This is a genomic window from Cellulomonas taurus (assembly GCF_012931845.1).
GTDB lineage: Bacteria > Actinomycetota > Actinomycetes > Actinomycetales > Cellulomonadaceae > Cellulomonas > Cellulomonas taurus.
In genome coordinates, this window is the sequence record NZ_CP051884.1 from 827414 (window position 1) to 849594 (window position 22181).

General features: G+C 74.1%; 20 protein-coding genes. 5 read left to right on the plus strand and 15 right to left on the minus strand.

Going from position 1 to position 22181, the window contains the following annotated elements; genetic code table 11:
* Positions 1-2 precede the first annotated feature (2 nt).
* The 15 genes from HGK68_RS03800 to HGK68_RS03870 form a co-directional block, all read right to left on the minus strand.
* Positions 3-1316, minus strand: coding sequence for an FAD-binding oxidoreductase (locus HGK68_RS03800; RefSeq protein WP_169164760.1), 1314 nt, complete (start codon positions 1314-1316; stop codon positions 3-5).
* Positions 1313-2041 (minus strand): alpha/beta hydrolase, encoded by a 729-nt coding sequence (locus tag HGK68_RS03805; protein ID WP_169164761.1) that lies wholly within the window; start codon positions 2039-2041, stop codon positions 1313-1315. The genes HGK68_RS03800 and HGK68_RS03805 overlap by 4 nt, the downstream gene beginning before the upstream one ends.
* The gene (locus HGK68_RS03810; RefSeq protein ID WP_169164762.1) at positions 2038-2889 is read right to left on the minus strand and encodes a sulfurtransferase; all 852 of its coding nucleotides are present in this window, start codon (positions 2887-2889) and stop codon (positions 2038-2040) included. The genes HGK68_RS03805 and HGK68_RS03810 overlap by 4 nt, the downstream gene beginning before the upstream one ends.
* Positions 2879-3745: a LysR family transcriptional regulator gene (locus HGK68_RS03815; RefSeq protein WP_169164763.1), complete on the minus strand. Its 867-nt coding sequence runs from the start codon at positions 3743-3745 to the stop codon at positions 2879-2881. Before HGK68_RS03815 ends, HGK68_RS03810 begins: the two co-directional genes overlap by 11 nt.
* On the minus strand, positions 3742-5313 hold the full coding sequence (locus HGK68_RS03820; protein ID WP_169164764.1) for a dipeptide ABC transporter ATP-binding protein: 1572 nt from the start codon (positions 5311-5313) through the stop codon (positions 3742-3744). Before HGK68_RS03820 ends, HGK68_RS03815 begins: the two co-directional genes overlap by 4 nt.
* Complete coding sequence (locus HGK68_RS03825; RefSeq protein WP_169164765.1) at positions 5310-6212, minus strand: ABC transporter permease; 903 nt, start codon at positions 6210-6212, stop codon at positions 5310-5312. The genes HGK68_RS03820 and HGK68_RS03825 overlap by 4 nt, the downstream gene beginning before the upstream one ends.
* Positions 6209-7204: an ABC transporter permease gene (locus tag HGK68_RS03830; RefSeq protein ID WP_246260563.1), complete on the minus strand. Its 996-nt coding sequence runs from the start codon at positions 7202-7204 to the stop codon at positions 6209-6211. Before HGK68_RS03830 ends, HGK68_RS03825 begins: the two co-directional genes overlap by 4 nt.
* A complete protein-coding gene (locus HGK68_RS03835) occupies positions 7201-8850 on the minus strand; it encodes an ABC transporter substrate-binding protein (RefSeq protein ID WP_206155796.1) in 1650 nt (549 codons plus the stop codon). The genes HGK68_RS03830 and HGK68_RS03835 overlap by 4 nt, the downstream gene beginning before the upstream one ends.
* Positions 8851-8859: 9 nt before the next feature.
* On the minus strand, positions 8860-10023 hold the full coding sequence (locus HGK68_RS03840) for an acyl-CoA dehydrogenase family protein (protein ID WP_169164766.1): 1164 nt from the start codon (positions 10021-10023) through the stop codon (positions 8860-8862).
* Complete coding sequence (locus HGK68_RS03845; protein WP_169164767.1) at positions 10020-11162, minus strand: LLM class flavin-dependent oxidoreductase; 1143 nt, start codon at positions 11160-11162, stop codon at positions 10020-10022. Before HGK68_RS03845 ends, HGK68_RS03840 begins: the two co-directional genes overlap by 4 nt.
* A 412-nt stretch (positions 11163-11574) precedes the next feature.
* Positions 11575-12216, minus strand: coding sequence for a DUF305 domain-containing protein (locus HGK68_RS03850; protein ID WP_246260565.1), 642 nt, complete (start codon positions 12214-12216; stop codon positions 11575-11577).
* Positions 12213-12854: a thioredoxin-like domain-containing protein gene (locus HGK68_RS03855; protein WP_169164768.1), complete on the minus strand. Its 642-nt coding sequence runs from the start codon at positions 12852-12854 to the stop codon at positions 12213-12215. Before HGK68_RS03855 ends, HGK68_RS03850 begins: the two co-directional genes overlap by 4 nt.
* Before the next feature lie 419 nt (positions 12855-13273).
* Positions 13274-13990 carry a YcnI family copper-binding membrane protein gene (locus HGK68_RS03860; protein ID WP_169164769.1) on the minus strand — a complete coding sequence of 239 codons (717 nt, stop codon included), beginning with the start codon at positions 13988-13990 and terminating at the stop codon, positions 13274-13276.
* A gap of 222 nt (positions 13991-14212) precedes the next feature.
* A complete protein-coding gene (locus HGK68_RS03865; RefSeq protein WP_169164770.1) occupies positions 14213-14806 on the minus strand; it encodes a hypothetical protein in 594 nt (197 codons plus the stop codon).
* A 27-nt stretch (positions 14807-14833) separates the two neighbouring features.
* A complete protein-coding gene (locus HGK68_RS03870) occupies positions 14834-15403 on the minus strand; it encodes a TetR/AcrR family transcriptional regulator (RefSeq protein WP_246260567.1) in 570 nt (189 codons plus the stop codon).
* Positions 15404-15513: 110 nt separating this feature from the next.
* Here HGK68_RS03870 and HGK68_RS03875 point away from each other — a divergent pair, with 110 nt between their 5' ends.
* From HGK68_RS03875 to HGK68_RS03895, 5 genes are all read left to right on the plus strand, one after another.
* A complete protein-coding gene (locus HGK68_RS03875) occupies positions 15514-17136 on the plus strand; it encodes an ABC transporter substrate-binding protein (RefSeq protein ID WP_169164772.1) in 1623 nt (540 codons plus the stop codon).
* Between the two features lie 3 nt (positions 17137-17139).
* A complete protein-coding gene (locus tag HGK68_RS03880) occupies positions 17140-18096 on the plus strand; it encodes an ABC transporter permease (protein ID WP_246260569.1) in 957 nt (318 codons plus the stop codon).
* Entirely contained in the window at positions 18093-18887 is a 795-nt protein-coding gene (locus tag HGK68_RS03885) for an ABC transporter permease (protein ID WP_169164773.1), read from the plus strand. The genes HGK68_RS03880 and HGK68_RS03885 overlap by 4 nt, the downstream gene beginning before the upstream one ends.
* Positions 18884-20440 carry a nickel ABC transporter ATP-binding protein NikE gene (gene nikE, locus HGK68_RS03890; protein ID WP_169164774.1) on the plus strand — a complete coding sequence of 519 codons (1557 nt, stop codon included), beginning with the start codon at positions 18884-18886 and terminating at the stop codon, positions 20438-20440. Before HGK68_RS03885 ends, nikE begins: the two co-directional genes overlap by 4 nt.
* An 84-nt stretch (positions 20441-20524) precedes the next feature.
* Positions 20525-21928, plus strand: coding sequence for an Ig-like domain-containing protein (locus tag HGK68_RS03895; protein ID WP_169164775.1), 1404 nt, complete (start codon positions 20525-20527; stop codon positions 21926-21928).
* The last annotated feature ends 253 nt before the right edge of the window (positions 21929-22181 follow it).

The window sequence follows — 22181 nt, forward strand, 5'->3', positions numbered from 1 at the left end:
TCTCAGATCGCCTTGCCGGGGTTGAGCACCCCGGCCGGGTCGAGTGCGTCCTTGATCCGGTGCAGGGTGGTGCGGGCGACCGGGTCCAGCTCGTCGGCCAGCCAGCGGCGCTTCAGGACGCCGATCCCGTGTTCGCCGCTGAGAGTGCCGCCGAGGCGCAGCGCCAGCGCCACGATGGCGTCCACGGTCTCCTGCACCCGAGGGGTGACGGCCCCGTCGTCGGTGAGCACCAGGGGGTGGATCACCCCGGCGCCGGCATGGGCGAAGGTGAACACCGGGACCCCGGTGCTGTCGGAGATCGCGGCGATCCCGGCCAGCGTCTCGGCGAGTGCTGTCCGGGGCACCGAGACGTCCTCGATCAGCACCCGCCCGAGTCGTTGCACCGCGGGCAGCGCACCCCGGCGGGTCGCGATCAGGCGCTCGGAGCGAGCGGGGTCGTCGGTGATGTCCACCCGCACCGCCGTGGGCCGGATCCGGTCGGCGAGGGCGGCGGCCTCGGCGAGGGCGGAGGGTCCTTCCAACTGGATCAGCAGGAAGGCGGCTCCGTCGGTGGCCAGCACCGGGTCCACGGCGGCCAGCGTGGCGCCGTCCAGCAGCTCCAAGGTGTCCGCGGCCGGGATGGTCAGCGCGGCCGCGGCGGCGGTGGCGACATCGGGGAACAGGGCGGCGACGGTGGCGGTGGACACCGGCAGCGGTTGCAGCCGGACGGTGGCCCGGACCACGATCCCGAGCGTCCCCTCCGAACCCACGAACAGGGAGGTCAGGTCGTATCCGGTGACGCTGCGCGGCCCGGCGGTGCCGGTGCGCAGCAGCTCGCCGTCGGCCAGCACCACGTCCAGGCCCAGCACCGCCTCCCGGGTGCCGCCGTGCCGGGCGCAGCGCAGCCCGCCGGCATTGGTGGCGATGGTGCCGCCGATGCTGGCGATGGCGACGCTGCCCGGGTCCGGGGCGTAGCGCAGGCCGTGGGCGGCGGCGGCCCGGTCCAGGTCGGCCACGATCACCCCGGGCTGCACCACGGCGGTGCGGGTGACCGGGTCGATCGACTCGATGGCGTCCAGCCCCGACAGATCCAGCACGACCTGCCCGGCGGTGGCCGAGGCGCCCCCGGTCAGGCCGGTCCCGGCGCCGCGCGGCACCACGGTGACCCGCTCGGCGGTGGCCCAGCGCAGCACCGCCTGCACCTCGGCGATGCTGCCCGGGCGGACCACCGCATCCGGCGGCGTTCCCGGTGACCAGCCGGACCTGTCGCTGTGCGCGGCGGTGCGGGCGGCGACCGACCGGTCCGTGGGGGCGAGGTCGTCCAGGGTGACCGTCATGCCGGGCGCACCACGGTCGACCCGGAGCGCAGGCGCTCCAGGAACAGGATCACGGTGGCGGCGACCGAGCGGTGCTGGACGTCGTTGAGCACGTCGTGCAACCCGTCGGTGACCACGGTGACCTCCGCGCCGAGCCCTGCCAACACCGGCAGCGCGTCGGCGGCCGGGCTGATCGGATCGGCGGCCCCGTGCACCGCCAGGGTCGGCACGCCCAGCACGCCCGGGGTGACCGGCGCGATCGGCAGCACGAGGGTGTCGGCGCTGCCGCCGAGACCTCGTCGGGCGCTGCGGGCCAGCACGCCGCGGTGGTTCGGGCAGGCGGTGCGGGCGGCGATCTCGGTCTCCCAGCTGCCGCCCCAGGCCTGACCCAGCGGACCGGGGACCACCGGCAGCCCGGCCAGGACCACAGCATCGGCGGCCGCACCGGAGCGGACCAGCTCGACGGCGGTGAGCGCACCGGCGTCCACCCCCACCAGGACGCGGGGCCCGGGCAGGGTGTGGTCGGCCAGCAGTGCGGCGGCCGTGGCCGGGGCGCTCGGGTCGTCGTCCACCGCGATCACCCGGTAGGCGTCCGCGGCGATCCGGCTGCCGAAGCGCTGGTACACCTCCGGGGTCTCGCCCCGGCCGACCACCAGGATCAGGGTGCCGCGGGGTGCGAGGTGTTCCGGCTCGGACCAGGTGCGGATGGCGGCGGCGGTGGGGGTGGTGGGATCGGTGACGGTCATCGCAGGGCCTCCTCGGCCGTGGGGTGGGGTCCCAGGACGACGGGACGGGTGGGATCGGCGGACCAGGCGGACCAGGAGCCGGGGTAGAGCACCGGGTCGAACCCGGCGACGGTGAGCGCGAGCGCCTGATGGGCGGCGGTGACCCCGGAGCCGCAGTAGACCCCGGCCGGGCTGCCGGGCCGGGCACCGAGGGCGCTGAACCGGGCGGCCAGCTCGGCGACCGGTCGGAAGGTGCCGTCGGCGGTGACGTTCGCTGCGGTGGGGGCGCTCACCGCACCGGGGATGTGTCCGGCCCGGGGGTCGATCGGCTCGGACTCCCCGCGGTAGCGCTCGGCCGCCCGGGCGTCCAGCAGCAGTGCCGCCTGCACCGCACCGTCGGCGTCCAGGGTGGGCAGGTGCCCGGCACTGAGGGTGACGTCGCCGGGCAACGGGGCCGGATCGTCCTGGCTCACCGCCAGCCCGGCGGCGCGCCACGCGGCGAGTCCGCCGTCGAGCAGGCGCACGTCGGCGACCCCGGCCCAGCGCAGCAGCCACCAGGCCCGGGCGGCTGACTGCCCGGCGTTGTCGTCGTAGACCACCACGGTGTCCCCGGTCCGCAGACCCCAGCGGCGGGCCGCCGCCTGCAGGTCCTCGATGGCGGGCAGCGGGTGGCGTCCGGCGTGCGACGGCGGGGCCGCGAGCTCGGTGTCCAGGTCGACGTAGACCGCCCCGGGCAGGTGGCCCGCCCGGTAGGCCGGTCGGCCGTCCGGCACCGGGAGGGTCCAGCGGACGTCGAGCAGCCGGACCGGCGCACCGGAACCGAGCAGGCGGTCGAGTGCGACGGCGTCGATCAGGTGGTCAGTGGTCATGGACGGTGCTCCTGGTGAGAGTGGTGAAGAAGAGCTCGAGGGCGCCGAGCGCGGCGGCTTCCAGGTCGACGTCCAGCCCGCGGCGCACCGCCAGATGGATCGCGGCGACCCCCAGCGGCGGCAGGTCGGTGCGCTCCACCAACCCGGCGGGCACCGCCCCGGCGCTGGGCAGCACCGCCACCCCGAGTCCGGCCCGGGCGGCGGCCATCACGCCCTCCAGGCTGGTGGACTCGGCCGCCAGCAGGACCCGACGGCCGGCCTCGCCGAGTTCGGTCATCGCCCGCCGCCGCATGCCGCACGGCTCGGAGTAGGCGACCAGCGGGACGGTGTCGTCCAGGGACAGCCCCGGCCGGGCGAACCAGCGCAGCGGCAGGGTGCCGACCGGGCGGCCCGGTGTCTGCGGACCGAGGGCGAGCAGCACCGCCACGTCGATGGAGCCACGGTCGATCGCCTCGGCCATCTGGGTCGAGCGGTCGATGCTGAACTGCACCGGCCGGTCCGGGTAGGCGTCCTTGAGCGCGGTGAGCAGTCCGGGCAGCACCTGGTCGGCGGCGGTCTCGGTGGAGCCGATCACCACGGTGCGCCGACCGGCGGCGTCCAGCCGGGCCAGGGCGTCGTCGTGCACCGCGAGGATGCGTCGTGCCTCGGCCAGCAGGCGCTCGCCGGCCGGGGTGAACCGGGTGCCACGGCCCTGCCGTTCGACCAGGGGGGTGTGCAGCCGCCGTTCCAGGCTGCGCACGTGCTGGCTCACGGTGGGCTGACTCAGGTGCAGCGCGACCGCCGCCCGGCCGAAGCCACCGCAGTCGGCGATGGCGACGAAGGAACGCAGCTGCACCAGGTCGAGGGCGGCGGTCATCGGGTCACCGCCAGGCGGCCCGGCACCGCGTCCAGCAGGTCGCGGGTCCGGTCGTGCCGCGGCGCGGTGAACACCTCCGCCGTCGGGCCCGACTCCACCAACCGGCCGCGGTGCAGCACGGCGACCCGGTGGGCGACCTGGGCCACCACCGCCAGGTCGTGCGAGACCAGCAGGTAGGACACCCCGAGGTCGCGTTGCAGTTCGGCCAGCAGATCGAGGATCTGCGCCTGCACCGACACGTCGAGGGCCGACACCGGTTCGTCCAGCAGCAGGATCTCCGGGTCCAGTGCCAGTGCCCGGGCGATGGCGACCCGCTGCCGCTGCCCACCGGAGAGTTCGGCCGGCAGCCGGGACAGGGCGTCCGAGGGCAACCCGACCCGCTCGATCAGCTCGGCCGCCCGGGTGCCGCGCGAGCGGCGGTCGCCGATCCCGAAGGACACCAGCGGTTCGGCCACCGACTCGGCCACGGTGAACCGTGGGTCCAGGGCGGCGAACGGGTTCTGGTGCACCAGCTGGATCCGGCGGCGCAGCGGTCGCCACTGCTTCCACCCGGCGTCGGTGAGGTCCTGCCCGTCCAGCTCGATCCGACCGGCGGTCAGCCGCTGGAGACCCAGGGCCACCCGCAGGGCCGTGGTCTTGCCGGAACCCGACTCACCGACCACCGCCAGGGTGCGGCCGCGCTGCACCGCCAGGTCCACCCCGTCCAGCACCCGGCCCGAGCCGGGGAAGTCGACGGTGGCCCCGGTGAGCCGAAGCACCTCGGGGGCCGGGTCGTCGGCCCGGAGCCGGAAGCCGCGCAGACCGGGTGCCGCGGCGATCAGCCGGCGGGTGTACGGCTCCTGCGGGCGTTCGACCACGGTGGCGGTAGGCCCGTGCTCCACCACCCGACCGTCCTGCATCACCACGATCCGGTCCGCCCGGTCGGCGGCCATCGCCAGGTCGTGGGTGATGATCAGCAGCGCGGTGCCGGTGTCCCGGACCTGTCCGGTGAGGTGGTCCAGGATCCGGCGCTGCACCGTCACGTCCAGCGCGGAGGTCGGTTCGTCGGCGACCACCAGGCGTGGCTTGCCGGCCAGGGCGAGGGCGATCAGCACCCGCTGCCGCAGCCCGCCGGACAGTTCGTGCGGGTACTGCCGGGCACGCAGCTCGGGATCGTCCACCCCGGCCTCGTGCAGCAGCTGCAGTACCTCCACCTGGGCCGCCCGTCGCGGGACCCCGCGCAGGCGCACCGCCTCGGCCAGCTGGCTGCCGACCCGGCGGGTCGGGTCCAGGCCGACCATCGGGTCCTGCGGCACCAGACCGACCACCCGGCCGCGCAGCCCCCGGCGCACCCGCTCACCGGCATGCGTCACGTCCAGGCCGTCGACCTCGATGCGGCCGCCGGTGATCCGACCGGCGGCGGGCAGCAGCCCGAGCAGCGCGGCGGCGGTGGTGGTCTTGCCGGAGCCGGATTCGCCGACCACCGCCAGCACCTCGCCGGGGGCGATGTCGAGCGAGACACCCCGGACGGCGGGGGCGTGCTGGCCGTAGGTGACCTCCAGCCCGGTGAGCCGGGCGACGGCGGTCATCGGCCGACCTCCTCGACCGTGCGGGCCAGGTGGTTCAACGCCAGGACCAGCAGGCCGACGAACAGGCCCGGCAGCAGGCTCAGCCACGGGCTGGTCACTAGGTAGTTCCGCCCGGCGGAGATCAGCGTCCCCCACTCGGCGGCCGGCGGCTCGGCCCCGAACCCGAGGAAGGACAGCGCCGCCACCGCGATGATCGCCGCGCCGAAGTCCAGCACCGCGAGCACCGCCACCGGGCCCCAGGAGTTCGGCAGCACATGCCGCAGCAGCACCCGGCCCCAGGAGCCGCCGCCGGTGCGGGCCGCCTCCACGTAGGGCAGCGTCTTGACCCGCAGCACCTCGGCGCGGGTGGTGCGGGCGAAGCCCGGGATGATCCCGACCCCGACCGCCACCGCGACCGGCACGGTGCCGAAGCCGACGGCCGTCACGATGGCCAGGGCGAGCAGCAGACCGGGGATGGCGAGCAGCACGTCCACCGCCCGCATCACCAGGGCGTCCACCCAGCCGCCGACGAACCCGCTGAGCACCCCGAGGCCGAGTCCGCCGACCAGCGCGATGCCGATCGCCAGCGCGGTGGCCTGGATGGTGAGCGCCCCGCCGTGCAGCACCCGGGAGAACAGGTCGCGGCCCAGCTCGTCGGTGCCGAACAGGTGGGCGGCACTCGGCGGCAGCAGCTTGTCGGCCGGTGCCGTCGCATAGGGGTCGGCCGAGGTGAACCAGGTCGGCGCCAGGGCCGACAGGATCACGAAGCCGGTGAACGCCAGCGCGATCAGGAAGCCGGGCCGGCGCAGCAGCGCCCGCGCGGTGGCCCGGCGTCGGGCCGCCCGGCCGGTGGTGCCGCGGGCGGGCAGGTCGACCACCGGTGCGGCGGTGGCGACCCGGGGCTGGGTGAGGGTTGTCATCGTGACCTCGCGATCCGGGGGTCGAGCAGCGGGTAGAGCAGGTCGACCAGCAGGTTCACCAGCACGAAGGCGGCGGCCGCCAGCACGACGATCGCCTGCACCACGGGGACGTCCTGGTTCAGCACCGACTCCTGGGCGAGGGTGCCCACCCCCTGCCGGGCGAACACCGTCTCGGTGACGATCGCGCCGGTGACGGTGCCGCCGACCAGCAGACCGAGGATGGTCAGGGTGGGCAGGGCGGCATTGCGCAGCGCGTGCCGCCCGATCACCGCCGCCCGGCTCAATCCGGTGGCGGTGGCGGTGGTGATGTACGGCTCGGCCAGCGTGTCGGTGAGGCTGCGGGTGAGCACCTGGGCGAAGGCGGCACCGGTCGGGATCGCCATCGTGACGGCGGGCAGGATCAACGCCTGCGGGCCCGCCGACCCGGTGGACGGCAGCCAGCCGAGGCTGAAGGCGAAGACCTGGATCAGCAGCAGGCCGATCCAGAACGACGGGAACGCCACCCCGGCGGACGGCAACCGGGTCAGCAGCAGGCGCAGCGGCGACCACCGGACGGAGGCGGCCAGCCAGGCGACCAGTACCCCGCCGCCGAGCGCGATCAGGATCGCCAGGCCGGAGAGTTGCAGCGTGCCGGGCAGGCGCTGGGCGATCAGCTCGGTGACCGGGATGCCCTTGGTGGTGGAGGTGCCCAGATCGCCGTGCAGTGCCCCGGTGAGCATCGACCAGTACTGCCCGAGCACCGGCTGGTCCAGGCCGTACCGTGCCTGGGCCTCGGCGAGCTGGGCCGGGGTGAGCGAGTCCAGCTCGACGTTGTTGGCCGACAGCACCATCGCCAGCGGGTCGCTGGGCAGCAGCCAGAGGATGGCGAAGGTGACGGTGTAGGCGGCCCACAGCACGCCGACCGCTTGCAGCACCCGGCCGGTGATGTACCCGGCCGGGCCCCAGCGCAGGGACCTGACCCGGGGCGGGGCCAGGACCGCCGCGGCGGTCACGGGGTGATCCAGGTGCCGGCGAAGTCCCCGAAGGACTCCGAGGTGAACCGGAAACCGTGCACCGCGGCCGACACGCCGGCGGTCTGCACCCGCTCGAAGGTCGGGAACGCCAGCGCGTGGTCCAGGTAGTACTGCTGGAGCTCGGCGTAGACCTCGGCCCGGGCGGTGGTGTCCAGCGTGGTGGTGCCCTGGTCCAGGAGTGCCTGCACCTCGGTGGTCTGCTCCGGGGTCAGGGCGTTCACCGCCTGGGCCTGCGATCCGGCGTACCGGGCGTCGATGATCCACTGGATCACACCCGGGTCGGCGCGGGTGTAGTAGGTGCTGATCAGGTCGTAGTCACCGGCTGCCAGCACCTCGGAGCGCTGGGCCTGGGTGATCACGTTCAGTTCCAGGTCGATGCCGACCGCCTTGAGCTGGTCCTGGATCAGCTGGTCGCCGGCGGAGAACTGGGCGATCACCGGCGTCGAGAGGGTCAACTTCTGACCGTCCTTGTGCCGGTAGCCGTCGTCCCCGAGCGTCCAGCCCGCCTCGTCCAGCAGCTCGGCGGCACCGTCGGCGTCGTAGGCCAGGTCGTCGCCGTGGTCCTGGTAGGCCGGGGTGGTGGTGTCGTAGATGCTGGTCACCGACGGGTACTCGGTGCCGAAGATGGTCGAGGCGTAGCTGTCCCGGTCGATCGCCTGCTGCAGCGCGTGCCGGACCCGCTCGTCGGCCAGGATCTTGCCGTCCGCGACATTCGGGTAGTAGTTGTTCGCCGGGCCGGGCAGCGACCGACTGACCACCGTGTCACCGGAGGACTGGATCAGGGCGGTGTCGTTCTCGCTGATCGGGTTGCGCGGCCAGGCGATGTCGATGGCGTCCGAGGTGAGCTGACCCACCCGCACGCTGTCCTCCGCCACGTAGGTGAAGGTGATGCCGTCCAGGTACGCCTCGCCGGTGTTCTCCCGCAGCTCGGAGCCCCAGGCGTAGCCGTCCCGCTTGGTCAGCACCGTGCTCTGGCCGGGGGAGTAGCTGTCCAGCACGAAGGGCCCGGAACCGACCACGTCCCCGAGGCAGCGCTCCTCCGGGGTCGCCTGGTACGACGAGGCGGCCAGGATCGCCAGGTTGGTGGTCGAGGTGCCCTGCAAGAAGGCGGAGTTCGGGGTGCTGAAGTGCACCACCACCGTGTCGTCGTCCACCACCTCGGTGGAGTCGTAACCGGCCAGGTACACCGCGCCGTAGGCGGTCGGCAGCTGCTCCAGGGTGGCGGCACCGGAGTCGAACGCCAGCTTCACCGACTCGGCGGTGAACGCGGTGCCGTCGGAGAACGTCACGTCGTCGCGCAGGTCGAAGGTGTAGGACAGCCCGTCGTCGGCGACCTCCCAGTCGGTCGCCAGCCACGGCACCAGCTCGCCGGTCTCCGGGTCCTGGTCGGTCAGCGAGTCGGCGAAGTTCCTGATCACCGTGCGGTGCTCGATCCAGTAGGTCTGGAACGGGTCGACGCAGGCGAAGGCGGCGTTGTCCGGGAAGAACGCGACGTCGAGGGTGCCACCGGAGACCGGGTCGCCGGTCGGGCTCTGGCCGCTGTCGGCCGCCCCGGCGGTGGAGCAGGCGGACAGGGCGACGACGAGGGCGAGGGTGGGCAGCGCCGGGCGCAGGGTGCGGGTCATCGGGTGTCCTCAGGGGGTCTCGGAGAGCAGGCGGCGGCCGGTGGCGAGCAGCGCGGCGTCCTCCTGCGGCGGGTGGACGCGGCTGGCGAGCACGTCGCGCAGGTGTCGCTCCAGCGGGTGGTGGCGGGTCAGGGCGGGATTGCCCAGGGCGGCGACGGCGGTCTGCACCGCCTCGATGGCGCTGCGGGTGGCGAGCACCTTGGCCAGACCGAACCGGGCGGCGACGGCGGGGTCCCCGGCATCGGCCCGGGCCGCCAGGCCGAGCAGCAGTTCCTCGGCCTGGACCAGCAGCGCTTCGACCTGACCGGCGGTCTGCTGGATGTGCTCGGTGGTGGCGATCGGCCGGCCCAGCGAGGTCGGCACCCGGTCCCGGGCGAACCGGTGCAGGAACGACTGGGCGGCCCGGCCGACCCCGACGTACAGCGCGGGCAGGCCGAGCGCGATCACGCCGGGGAAGTCCTGCCGGGCGAGCTGGGACCGCGGGACGCCCCGGAAGTGGTCCAGCGGCAGCCGCACATCGGTGTAGTGCACGTCGTGGGTGCTGGTGGCGCGCTGACCCAGGTGGTCCCAGGTGCGCTCGACCCGGACCCCCGGGTCGTCACCGGGGACGACGGCGTGCGCCAGCTCCGGTTCGCCGGACGGACCGTCGTGGTCGACCGCCCACACCAGGTGGTAGGCGAGGCCCTCCGAGCCGGTGGCGAACCCCTTGCGGCCGGACAGCAGCCAGCCGTCGCCGTCCCGCCGGATCGTGGTCGCGGGCAGGCCGCCCCGGGCGGGTGCGCCCCACTCGGGTTCGGCGCGGACGGCGTTCAGCAGCACCGGGGCGTCCACCGAGCGGGTGACCACCTCGCGGTACAGCGGCTCCGGCCACCAGGGTGCGCGGTCCTGGGCCGCGTGCTGGCCGACGGTCATCGCGACGATCAGCGCCACCGCCGGATCGCCGGCACCGAGGGCCTCGAACACCCGCACCGCGTCCACCGCCGACAGGCCCGGTCCGCCGTAGCGGCGGCCGATGCCCAGGGTGAGCAGCCCGGCGTCGTGCACGGTGTGGATGCCCGCCCACGGGAACTCGGCGGTCCGGTCGTGCTGCTCGGCGGTGGTGGCCAGGGCGGCCGTGACCTCGGCCAGTGCCGCATCCGACAGGTCGGGCAGTGCGGGCGCCTCGACGGTCATGCCGACACCGCCACGGACTCCAGCGGCGGCTGGGCGACGACCTGGCCGCGCTCGCCGGTCGCCTCCCGGTGGGCCAGTTCCTCGCGCACCAGCGGGATCAGGTAGCGGCCGTAGTCGATGGCGTCGTTCAGGTTGTCGTAGCCCCGGATCGAGATCAGGTCGGCACCCAGATCGACGTAGTCCAGGATCGCGGCCGCCACGGTCTCCGGGGTGCCCACCAGGGCGGTGGAGGCGCCGCGTGCCCCGGTGGCGCTCGCGGTGGGTGTCCACAGCGCGCGGTCGTGCCGGTCACCCCGGGCGGCGATGTCCAACAGCCGCTGCGAACCGACGTTCGCCGGTGCCTGACCCGACGACTTCTGCACCCACAGCCCGGACCGGCCGCCGTCCTGCAGGATCGACAGGATGCGCTCGGCCTTCTCCCAGGCGAGTTCCTCGGTCGGCGCGATGATCGGCCGGAAGGTGACCCAGGTGCGCGGGGTGTCGGTGCGGCCCGCCGCCCGGGCGGCGTCGGCGATCCGGTCGATCTGCTGCTGGGTGTCCGCCAGCGGTTCGCCCCACAGCCCGAAGATGTCGGCCAGCGCGCCGCCCTGGGCGTAGGCCTCCGCCGAGGACCCGCCCACCGACACCGGGATGGTGCCGTGCACCGGCCGCACCCGGGAGACGAAGTCCTCGAAGGAGTAGTACGTCCCCGCGTGGTCGAAGGGCTCGGTCTCGGTCCACACCCGGCGCAGGATCCGGATGTACTCCTCCTGCCGGGCGTAGCGCTCGACCTTGGTCAGCCGGTCGCCCTCGCGGGCCTGCTCGTGGTCGTCGCCCCCGGCGATGAAGTGCACCACCGCGCGGCCGTCGGACAGCTGGTCCAGGGTGGCCAGGGCCTTGGCGGCGACCGTCGGGTAGATCGTGTTCGGCCGCAGCGCCACGATCGGACGCAGATGCTCGGTGACCTGCGTGAACGCGGCGGCGATGGTGAACGGGTCGTGGCCCGAGGAGCCGTAGGGCACCAACGAGTAGTCGAAGCCGCCCTCCTCCAGGATCCGGGCGTACCGACGCAGGTAGGTGGGGTCGATCGCGCTGTCGCGGCGACCGTTGACCTCGTTGGCGGGGTTGACGTTGATGGCGGAGATGAACTCAACGGGCATGGCTGTCCTCCGGGACATGGGTGCACGGGGGTGCACGGTGGGCGCAGGTGAGTGCACGGCAGGGCGCACGCGGGCAAGGGCGTGCAGGGGGAACTCCGGCCAAGGGATCGACCCGGGGGCGGGATGCGGCGAGGACGGCCCGAGCGGGCGTCAGGCAGGCAGGCGCATGGGGCTCACGGGCCCCACGGCAGGACGGTCAGCGACGACGCGTCAGCGACAACAACACAGGCGCGCGGCGACCGTGCCGGAACAACGACCGAACACCGGTGCGCTCAGCGCCCGGTGTGCGAGGGGTCGGTTCCTTGTCATGTCGGACACGCTAGGCGCGACGGTGCGCGGGCGTCCAACAGTGTTTTGCCATCTGGACCGATCGGCGTTCTTGATCGGTGGGACGGAAGTGTCCGTCAGGCGGTCATTCGACCGGGCCGCCACGGGCGCCCAGCATGTCGTGCAGGACGGTCAGCTCCTTCTTCTGGAACGTGACGATCCCGTTCGCCAGGTCCCTGACCTGCGGCATCCGGGCGTGGTCGACGGCGTACTCGGCCATCTCCACGCCGCCCTCGTGGTGCGGGATCATCAGCTGGAGGAACAGCCGGTCGGCCTCGGCACCGTCGGCCGCGGTCAGTCGGGCCAGATCGTCGGACGACACCCAGCCGGGCATGTCGGCGTAGGAGCCGGTCGCCGCCGAGGCGTGCCCGTGCTCGCCGGCGGTCATCCAGGCCATCGGCGCGGCGCTGCTCGCGGCCGGCAGCGCCCAGGTGCTGAGCCACCCGGCCATCTGGCCGATCTGGTTCTGCTGGGTGAGCAGGATGTCCAGCGCGACGGTCCGGACCTCCTCGTCGGTGGACCGGTCCCGGACCAGCACCGCCAACTGCACCGCCTGGGCGTGATGCGCCTGCATGTCCCGGGCGAAGCCGACGTCCACCGACCCCTCGGCGGGGACCGCCAGCGCCGGCTGCCGGGCGAACAGGGCGCCGACCAGGGCACCCACCGCCAGGGTGGCCACCAGCAGGACGGCGATCACACCCCGGCGGGGCAGGCTGGGGGACGTCACGCAGGCACACCCACGCCGTTGGAGCAGGGCGCGCCGACCTCGGCCAGCTCGGGGTTCAGCAGGTACTTCTGCAGGAAGGTGGGCAGGCGCGGGTCGGAGGCGTCGTCGACCTTGAGCTGGTAGCCCCAGGCGCTGATCGCGATCGGCGAGTCCATGTCCTCGAACGGGCTGACCACGACGTACGACTGGCCCTCCGCCATCGCCTGCAGGGTCTTCACCTGGTCGGCGGGCAGGTCGGGGGAGTAGGTGATCCAGACCGCGCCGTGCTCCAGGGCGTGCACCGCGTTCTCGTTCGGGACCGGTTCGGTGTAGACGCCGCAGTTCAGCCAGGCGGCGTTGTGGTCACCCCCGGCGGGCGGGGTCTGCGGGTAGTCGACCGTGGTGCTGACGTGGTTGAAGGTCAGACCTTCGATCACCTCGACCCCGTCGATGTCCCGCTCGACCGCGGCGTTCTGGGCGGCCTGCTCGCGGCCGGCGTCCCAGATCACCGCGATGCTCACCCCGATCAGGCCCAGGACCAGGACCCCGGCGATGGAGCCGAACAGCCAGGTGCGACGGTTCTTCGCGCGCTGCTGCTCGGCACGGATGGCGGCCAGGCGTTCCTGGCGCTCGGCCGCTGTGGGTCGGCGGTCGGGCATGGCGTCTCCTCGAGATCGGGGGGTGCGTCCACCGAGGGTACTTGAAACATCAACGATCCGACAGCCCCGGATGCGCGTCCGCCCGCACGCACGCTCGCCCGCACCTGCACCCGCCCACGCCCGGACTTGCACGACCCGCAACCACGAACCCGCAACCGCCCGCACCCGCACGCACCGCACGGCACATGCACCCGAACTCGCACGCACCCGGACTCGCACGCACCCGGACTCGCACGCACCCGCAGCGCCGAGGCTACTGAAATCGACGCTCCCAGCTGGGGCTACGCGTCGGTTTCAGTAGCCTCGCGCTCGACCGGCCTCGCGTCCGACCGGCTTCGCGTCCGACCGGCTTCGTGCCCGACCGCGACCGAGGGGGCGGCTCCCGGGTGGGATGCGCGCGCTCGGTCGCGGTCGGCGGGTCAGGCGTTCCGGCGGCGGGTGAGGGCCACGGCCAGGGCGGCCACGCCGGCGAGCAGCCCGAGCCCGCCCAGCCAGCGGCCGAGGGTGTCCGGCGTCGCCCCGGCCGTGGTGCCGGTGGACACCGGGGCGGCGGTCGGCTCGTCGTCCGCGGCATCCTCCGCGGCACCGTCCTCGGCGACCGCCGCGGTGGTGGTGAACTCCGGCGCCGGGTTCTCCGGCTCGGTGCCGTCGGTGCTCACCTCGTCCCAGTCGACGACCGAGCCGTCGCTGTAGGCCTGGTGGGTGGGCAGTACCAGGTCGACGCCCTCCTCCGGCAGCGGTCCGGTCGAGATCTCGAACTGCTGGAACTCGCCGTCGCCGATCCCGCCGTCGGTGGCGGTCCACACCACCTGCAACGGTGCCTGGGTGAGGGTGGCACCGTTGACCTCGACCGGCTCGGGCAGGGCGCCGTCGACGACCTCGGCGGTCCAGCCGGGGGTGGGCTGCACCGAGACGTAGGTCAGCGGGGTGTCGGTGGGCAGGTCGACGGTGACGCCGACGGTGTTGGCGTCCGCCGACTCGTTCGGCACCCGGACGGTGAGCACGGCGTAGCCGCCGGCGGCGGTGGTGTCCGGGGTGATGTGCACATGGGCGGACGCCACCGTGGCGGTGAGGGCGATGACGGCGCCGGTCGCGGCGGTGGTGGCGAGCAGGCGGGCGGTGCGGTGCGTGGTCATGAGGGTCCTTCGAGGGTGGGCCGCGGCATCGCGGCGGGAACGGGCGTCGGTCGGCGTGGACCCGGGCGCGGAGCCGACCCGGACGCGCACAGTTCGGCGCGGACGGGTGGTGCGGATGGGTCCCGGACCGCTGGCGGGGTCACGGGGGTGCGGCAGTGCGCTCTGGCGTCGAGGGCGGCAGCCGACGATCGGGTATTGCCACCGGGAGAAGCCGTGCGCCGCTCAGGCCGCGCCGTGCACGCGGGGTGGTCCGCGCAATCCCTGCGCGCCGGTCGACCACACCGCGATCGTCCGTCGCGGCGCGGATGGCACGGCGCCGACCGGACGGTGCGCGATCGGCGCGGTGCCGCCGAGCAGGGGCAGCAGCGCCAGCCAGCGTCGGTGCAGCCCGAGCAGGCCGCGCTCGACCGCGAGCAGCAGGGCGACCGTCAGCCCGGCGGCGATCAGGTGCGCCGCGAGCATCAGCCCGTGGTCGGCGGTAGCGGCGGAGGCGTGCTCCGGCATCAGGGTGCGGAGCACGGCGGGGTGATGGCCGCTGCCGGGGGTGATCGACGTCGGACCGGACAGCCAGGTGCTGCCGTGGTGCAGCCCGAGCTGGGCGGCGACCGCGAGCGGCAGCAGCGTCCGGGCGCGCAGCCGGCGCCGGGCGAGGGCGGCGGAACCGATCAGCACGGGCACCCCGAGCAGGGTGAGAGCCGCCGGTCCGGGGATCGCGCCCCCGGCCAGACTGTGACCGGCCAGGGCGAGGGCGGTGACCGTGCTGGCCACCGCGAGCAGTCGCCAGCCGCGCAGAACGGCGTCGGCTGCGGTGGTCATGGCGGGACGGTACCCCGCGAGCGGGACCTACGTCCCGGAGTCGAAGGCCCCGGCCACCGGTGACAACGCGCGGTCCAGTACCTCGGGCAGGCTGGTGCGGGCGGCTCCGGCGCGGGACCAATCCTGGACGGCGGCGATCAGCGCACCCGCCCATGCCGTCCCCGCGACCCGGGCGTGCAACGGATCCAGTCGGGTCGCGGCGGCGGCCAGGGCATCGGCGACGGTGAGGGTGCGGCGGGCGGCGGCCACCCGGAGCTCGTCGCCGAGTCCCATCGCGTCGCCCTGGGTGAAGGCGAGGGCCACATGGTCGGCGGGCAGGTCCCGCGCCAACCGGAGCAGGGCGACGCGGGGGTCGGCGCCGGAGCCGAGGTCGGCGCGCAGGCGGTCGGCCAGGTCGTCGAAGCTCGCCCACAGCAGATCGCTCTTGCCGCCGAAGTAGTTGAAGAAGCTGGAGCGGCTGACCCCGGCCCGGCGGGTGATGTCGGCGACCGACGTGGCGGCGTAGCCCTGCTCCAGGAACAGCTCGCCGGCCGCTTCCTCCAACATGGCGCGGGAGGAGGCGTGCGGCCGGCCAGCTCGTCGTGTGGGGATCGTCACGGCAACCATGCTAGTCAGCCCGGCTATTGTTGGACTCAGTTCAACAACGCGCCGACCTGGGCCCTCCGCCCGACCCGGCCCGACCCCGACCAGCTGAAAGTGGGACCCCGGTGGCCCGTCAGTCGCTCGTTGCCCTCGCCCTCGCACCGGTGCTGCTGGTGGCCGCCTGTTCGGGCGGGTCCACCGACAGCGCCAGCCCGCAGGACGGCGGCACCCTGACCTACGCCACCGGCGACGCCGAGCCGACCTGCCTGGACCCGCACGTCGGCGGCAACTACCCGCAGGCGCTGATCAGCACCCAGTACCTCGAGCCACTGGTCGGCCGGGCCGCCGACGGCACGATCCTGCCCTGGCTGGCCCGCGACTGGCAGGTGAGCGACGACGGTCTGACCTGGGACTTCACCCTCGCCGACGGGGTGACCTTCACCGACGGCACGCCCTTCGACGCCGAGGCGGTGCGGGTGAACATCGAGCACCTGCAGGACCCGGACACCGGATCGTCCACCGGCTACCTCGCGGTGCAGAAGGTCGCGTCGGTGGAGGCCGTGGACGCCACCCACGCCCGGTTCCACCTCACCGAACCGGACTCGGCGCTGCTGGAGTCCCTCAGCCAGCAGTGGACGGCCATCGAGTCGCCGACCGGGATCGAGCGCGGCACCGACGCCAACTGCGCCGCCCCGGTGGGCACCGGGCCGTTCGTGGTGGAGAGCTGGACGCCGCAGCAGCAGGTCGAGCTGGTCCGCAACGACGACTACGCCGGGCTGGACCCGGAGGCCGACCACGACGGTGCCGCCTACCTGGACCGGATCGTGTGGCGGTTCATCCCGGACGCCGCGACCCGGTACGCCGCGCTGCGCTCCGGTGAGGTGCAGATGATCGACAACCCGCAGCCGGATGCCGTGAAGGCCGCGGGCCAGGGCGGGGACATCACCCTGATCGACGCCCCACGACCCGGTGCCTCGAACCGGATCGAGCTGAACGCCGCCCAGGCGCCCTTCGACGACATCCGGGTGCGCGAGGCCTTCGTGCGCGCCGCCGACGTCGACGCCGGGATCGAGACCCTGTTCGCCGGGACCGTGCAGCGCTCCTCCTCGGCGCTGTCCAGCGTGGAGCCGGACGTCTACTCCGACCCGGACCTGTTCACCGCCGACCTCGACCGTGCGAACGACCTGCTCGACCAGGCGGGATGGACCGAGCGGGACGCCGACGGCTACCGGACCAAGGACGGCGCGCGGCTCACGGTGCGGTTCCCGGTGAGCACCAACCAGTCGGTGGCGGCCGAGCAGTCGCTCTTCGAGCAGATCCAGGCCGGTGCCAAGCAGGCGGGCTTCGACGTGGTGCTCACCCCGCTGGACCTGTCCGGCTGGTACGCGGCGCTCGGCGCACACGAGTACGAGGCGGTCTCCGCGCCGTACACCAAGGTCGGCCCGGACGTGCTGCGGATCCTCTATCACTCCGACGGCACGGTGCCCGCTCCCAGCGGCTACTTCGCGAACCACGCGCAGCTGAAGGACCCGGCGCTGGACGACCTGCTGGACCGGGCCGTGGCGACCGCCGACCCGGACGAGCGCGCCGACCTCTACCAGCAGGCGCAGACGATCATCCTGGACAGTTACACGGTGCTGCCGTTGTACGACCAGCTGAACCGGTTCCTGGTCCGGGACGCCGAGGGGGTGCGCACCCTGAACACGGTGTCGACGCCGACCTTCCTCGACGCCCGCGTCCTGTCCTGACCCGTGCTGGTCGGGGTGCTGCGCTGGCTGCTGGCCAGGATCGGGTCGGCGCTGCTGGTCGCCTGGGTGGTCGCCACCGTGGTGTTCTTCGCGCTGCGGGCGGCCGGGGGCGACCCGACCGAGGCGATCCTCGGCGGCCCCGGGTCGCAGGCGGGGCCGGAGGCGGTGGCGGCCGCCCGGGCCGAGTACGGGCTGGACCGGCCGCTGGTGGTGCAGTACCTGAACCAGCTCTGGCGGGTGCTGACCTTCGACCTGGGCGACTCCTACGCCCGCCGGATGCCGGTGGCCGAGCTGCTACGGGAGCAACTGCCCGGCACCTTCCTGCTCGCGGTCGTGGCGCTCGCCCTCGCCTGGGTGCTCGCGTTGGGGATCGCCACCGCGACCAGCAGCGCCCGGCCGTGGGTGGGCGGGCTGCTGCGCGGGGTGGAGGTCGTCGCCGCGGTGGTCCCGCATTTCTGGCTGGGCGCTGTGCTGATCCTGCTGTTCTCCACCACGCTGGGCTGGTTCCCGGCGACCAGTGCGGGCAGCGACCCCGCCGGGCTGGTGCTGCCGACCGTGACGCTGGCGGTGCCGGTCGCGGGGTTCCTCGGCCAGCTCATCCACGACTCGGTGGCCGAGGCGGAGGCAGCCCCCTTCGCGGTCTCCGCACGCGCCCGAGGTGGCTCCGCGATCGGGGTGCTGTGGCGGCACAGCCTGCGGCACGGGGTGCTGCCGGCGGTGTCGCTCTCCGGCTGGGCGTTCGGGTCGTTGCTGTCCGGCGCCGTGGTGGTGGAGACCCTGTTCGGCCGGCCGGGCCTGGGTCGACTGCTGCTGGACGCCACCCTGAGCCGGGACGTGCCGGTGGTGATCGGTGCGGTGCTGGTGGTCGCTCTGGCGTATGTGGTCGTGATGGCGATCGTGGACCTGATCGAACGGGCACTGGACCCGCGCGGCAGCACCCCGACGGCGGTGGTGCTGTGAACGGCAAGGTCGGCACCGCGGTCGCCGCGGTGATCGTCGGACTGATCCTGCTCGCCGTGGTGTGGCCCTCGCTGCTCGCCCCCGGCGACCCGACCGCCATCGACCCGCTGGCGGCCTTCACCGCGCCCGGTCCGGGTCACTGGCTGGGCACCGACGAATCCGGCCGCGGCCTGTGGACCCGGGTGGTGCACGGCGCCGCCGCGTCGGTGGGGATCGGCGCCGCCGCGACCGGGATCGGGGTCGGCGCGGGACTGGTGCTCGGGCTGGCGGCCGGGCTGGGCCCGCGCTGGCTGGACGCCGCGATCGGCCGGGTGATCGAGGTGCTGTTCGCGCTGCCGACCCTGGTGCTCGCGCTGCTGCTGGTCGCGGTGCAGGGGGCCGGTGTGCGGTCGTCGGTGCTGGCCGTCGGCGTGGCCACCGCACCCGGCTACGCCCGGATCCTGCGCGCCCGGGTGCGGACGGTAGCGGCCTCGGGCTACGTGGAAGCGGCCCGGATCGAGGGCCACGGCAGGGGCCGGGTGCTGCTGCGGCACATCCTGCCGAACACCCTCTGGCCGCTGGTCTCGGTGGCGACCCTGGGCGTCGGGCAGGCGGTGGTCTGGGTGTGCGCACTGAGCTTCCTCGGCCTCGGGGCGCTGCCGCCGTCGCCGGAATGGGGCGCGATGCTGAACGCGGGCCGGCTGTACCTCGACAGCGCCTGGTGGCTGACCGTGGTGCCCGGCACCGCGATCACGCTGACCGCCGCGTCCCTCACGGTGCTGGGCCGACGGATCGGGCGGGTGGCGGGATGACGACAGCGGACCCGACGGACGTGCTGGACGTCCGCGGCCTGCGGGTCGCCTTCGACCGACCGGTGCTGCGTGGCGTCGACCTGCGGATCGCCCCGGGGGAGTGCGTGGCGGTGGTCGGTGGCTCCGGTGCCGGGAAGTCGGTGCTGGCCCGGGCGCTGCTCGGCCTGGAAGCGGCACACTCCGAGGGCATCACCCTGCTCGGCCGTGACGCCCGGCGGTTCTCCGCGCGGCAGTGGCGGGCGGCGCGCGGCCGGGACGTGGGGCTGGTGCTACAGGACGCCCTGGGCTCTCTGGACCCGCTGCGCACGGTGGGCGCGGAGGTGGGCGAGGCACTGACCATCCGTCGCCCCGGTGCCGCCCGACCCACCGCGAAGCAGCGCGCCGACCGGGTGCAGGACCTGCTGCGCCGGGTCGGACTGCCGGACCCGGAGCTGCGCGCGCGCCAACGGTCGGGGCAGCTGTCCGGCGGGATGCGACAGCGGGCCCTGATCGCGGCGGCCCTGTCCGCGGCACCGCCGCTGCTGATCGCCGACGAACCGACCACCGCCCTCGACGCCACCGTCGCCGCACGGGTGCTCGACCTGCTGGCCGATCTGCGCGACGGCGGCACCGCGATCCTGCTGATCAGCCACGACCTCGGGGCGGTCGCCCGGGTCGCCGACCGGGTGCTCGTGCTGGACGAGGGGGTCGTGGTCGAGTCCGGGACGGTGGCCGAGGTGGTGGACGCGCCCCGGCACGAGGTGACCCGACGCCTGGTCGCCGCCGCCCGACTGCCGGAGGGACCCGGTCCGATGCCACCGCCCGGCGCGCCGGTGCTAGTCGGTCGCGGCCTGCGCCGGGTCTTCTCCCTGCCCGGGGGCGCTGCCGTGACCGCGGCGGACGACGTGGACGTGGAGCTGCGCGCCGGAGAAGCGATCGGGCTGGTCGGCGAGTCCGGGTCGGGCAAGACCACCCTCGCCCGGTTGCTGCTCGCCGCCGACGCCCCCGATGCCGGGACGGTGGAGTTGGACGGTGCCGCCTGGTCCACGGCGTCGGAGGCACAGCGCCGCGGGCGACGGACGGCGATCCGCTGGGTGCCGCAGGACCCGCTCGGCTCGATGGACCCCCGGCTCACGGTGCGCGGGGTGCTCCGCGACGCCGGGGCCACCGATGTCGCCGCCCTGCTGCGCACCGTGCACCTGGACCCGGCGCTGGCCGACCGGCGGCCGCGCACCCTGTCGGGCGGGCAGCGCCAGCGGGTCGCCATCGCCCGGGCGCTCGCGGCCGACCCCCGGGTGCTGATCCTGGACGAGCCGGTGTCGGCGCTCGACGTTCAGGTGCAGGCGGCAGTGCTGGATCTGCTGGTGGAGCTGCGCCGGGACACCGGCCTGGCGCTGGTGCTGGTGTCGCACGACCTCGGGGTGATCCGCCGGGTGTGCGACCGGGTGCTGGTGATGAGCGGGGGCCGGGTGGTGGAGTCCGGGCCGGTGGGCGCCGTCTTCGACCGGCCCGAGCACTCAGTGACCCGTGAGCTGCTCGCCGCGCGGGGGGTATCGACCGAGCGTCGCGGCTGATCACCACTCACATCTCGGCCCTCGACCACTCAATTCCCGCCCGGCCCGGCCCGGACCACCCCTCGGCCCGGCACGATCGAACGCATGAGCAGGCAAGGGATGCAGGGGATGTGGGGGCGGGGGGTCCGGGTGGTCGCGCTGGTCGGTGTGTCGCTGCTGGCGGGTGGGGTGGCCACCGCCGCGGCGGCGGTGGGTGTGGTCGAGCCACCGGTGCCCGGCGCGGTGGAGGTGACGACGGTGCCGACCGCGGAACCGTTGTCGGCCGGTGCCGAGCCGGGGACCGGTGAGTCCGGAGCGGCTGAACCGGGGACCGCTGAGTCCGGCACCGCTGAGTCCGGCACCGCTGAGTCCGGCACCGTAGAGTCCCGCACCGCCGAGTCCGGCACGCCCGAGTTCGGGACCGCCGATCCCAGCGAGACGGTCGATCCCGCCGGGAATGCCGCCTCGAGCGGGGCGGACACGCCGATGAGCGAGCCGCCGATGGTAGGGAGCACCTGGTACGCCGTCGTCCTGGGTGAGACCAGGATCGTGGACTGGTCCGAGCTGGCCAGCCAGCTCTACCCCGATGCCGGGCCGTGGACCCTGGTGGGGGTGAGCCAGCCGGAGGTCGGCACCATGGCGGTGGACTTGACCACCGGCATCGTCTCCTACACCGCCCCGGACGCCATGCCGGAGATCAGCGGAGCGTTCACGATCACCGTCCGCGACGCCAGCGGCCAGGAGCTCGAGATCGTCTGTTCCCTGGACCTGTTCCGCCCGACCGTGGCCGGGACCACCACGCAGGTGACCGCCGCCGGAGTCCCGATCACCTTCGGCTACGTGCCGGTCGACCAGCGGCCGATCCCGGACCTGACCATCGCCTCGGCCATCCCGGACGCGGCAGTCGACGACACCCGACCACGGGAGCTGGCAGCGCTGACCAGCTACCTTCCGGACCGATTCGTGGCGGTCGGTCCGATCGACCCGGCGCAGGGCACGGCGCTCCTGGACACCGCGACCGACCAGGTGACCTTCACCCCGGCGACCGGATTCATCGGGGCGGCGGAGTTCTCCGCCACGGTCGGCGGGCCCGGGGGCGAGGCGACCGAGACGATCCGGGTCGACGTGCTGCATCCGCTCAGCGACACCACCCTGCGGCTCACCACATCGGAGGCCGCCGCGGTGGACATCGACGCAGTCACCGCGGCCGGAGGCGCCGACCGGGCCTTCGCCGGTGACTGGTCGGCCGCGCAGCACGGCACCCTCGCCATGGCGCTGCCGCTGCACGGATTGCGGTACACCCCGGACCCGGGTTTCACCGGCGTGGACACCCTCACCGTCACGGTTGCCGACGACGCCGGGCAGAGCGCCACGGTCACCGTGCGGGTGCAGGTCGGTGAGTTGGCGCGCACCGGGGTCCCGGCAGGTTCGGTGCTGAGTGCCGCGGGGGGCACGCTGCTGCTCGGTCTGGGGCTGGTGGTGCTCCGGCGGCGGACCGCCACTGCCTGATCGCCGAGCGGGTCCACCTTGGTCGGCCGCAGGGCATCCGCAGGCGGAGGCCGAAGGGGCGCCCTGCCGGCCGCTCGGCTGAGGCCGGGTGAGCGCCGGGTCTGGATCGTCGTGTCCGCGCGGAGACCCGTCGCTGAGCGGACCCAACCTTTCAGTCTCCCCGTGCGTCTTCCTCTGTGACGCGGCAGTGAGCCGCGCGAGGCACGCCGGCTGCCGCACCGGCACAGATGAAGGGGAACTCTCATGCGAGGGT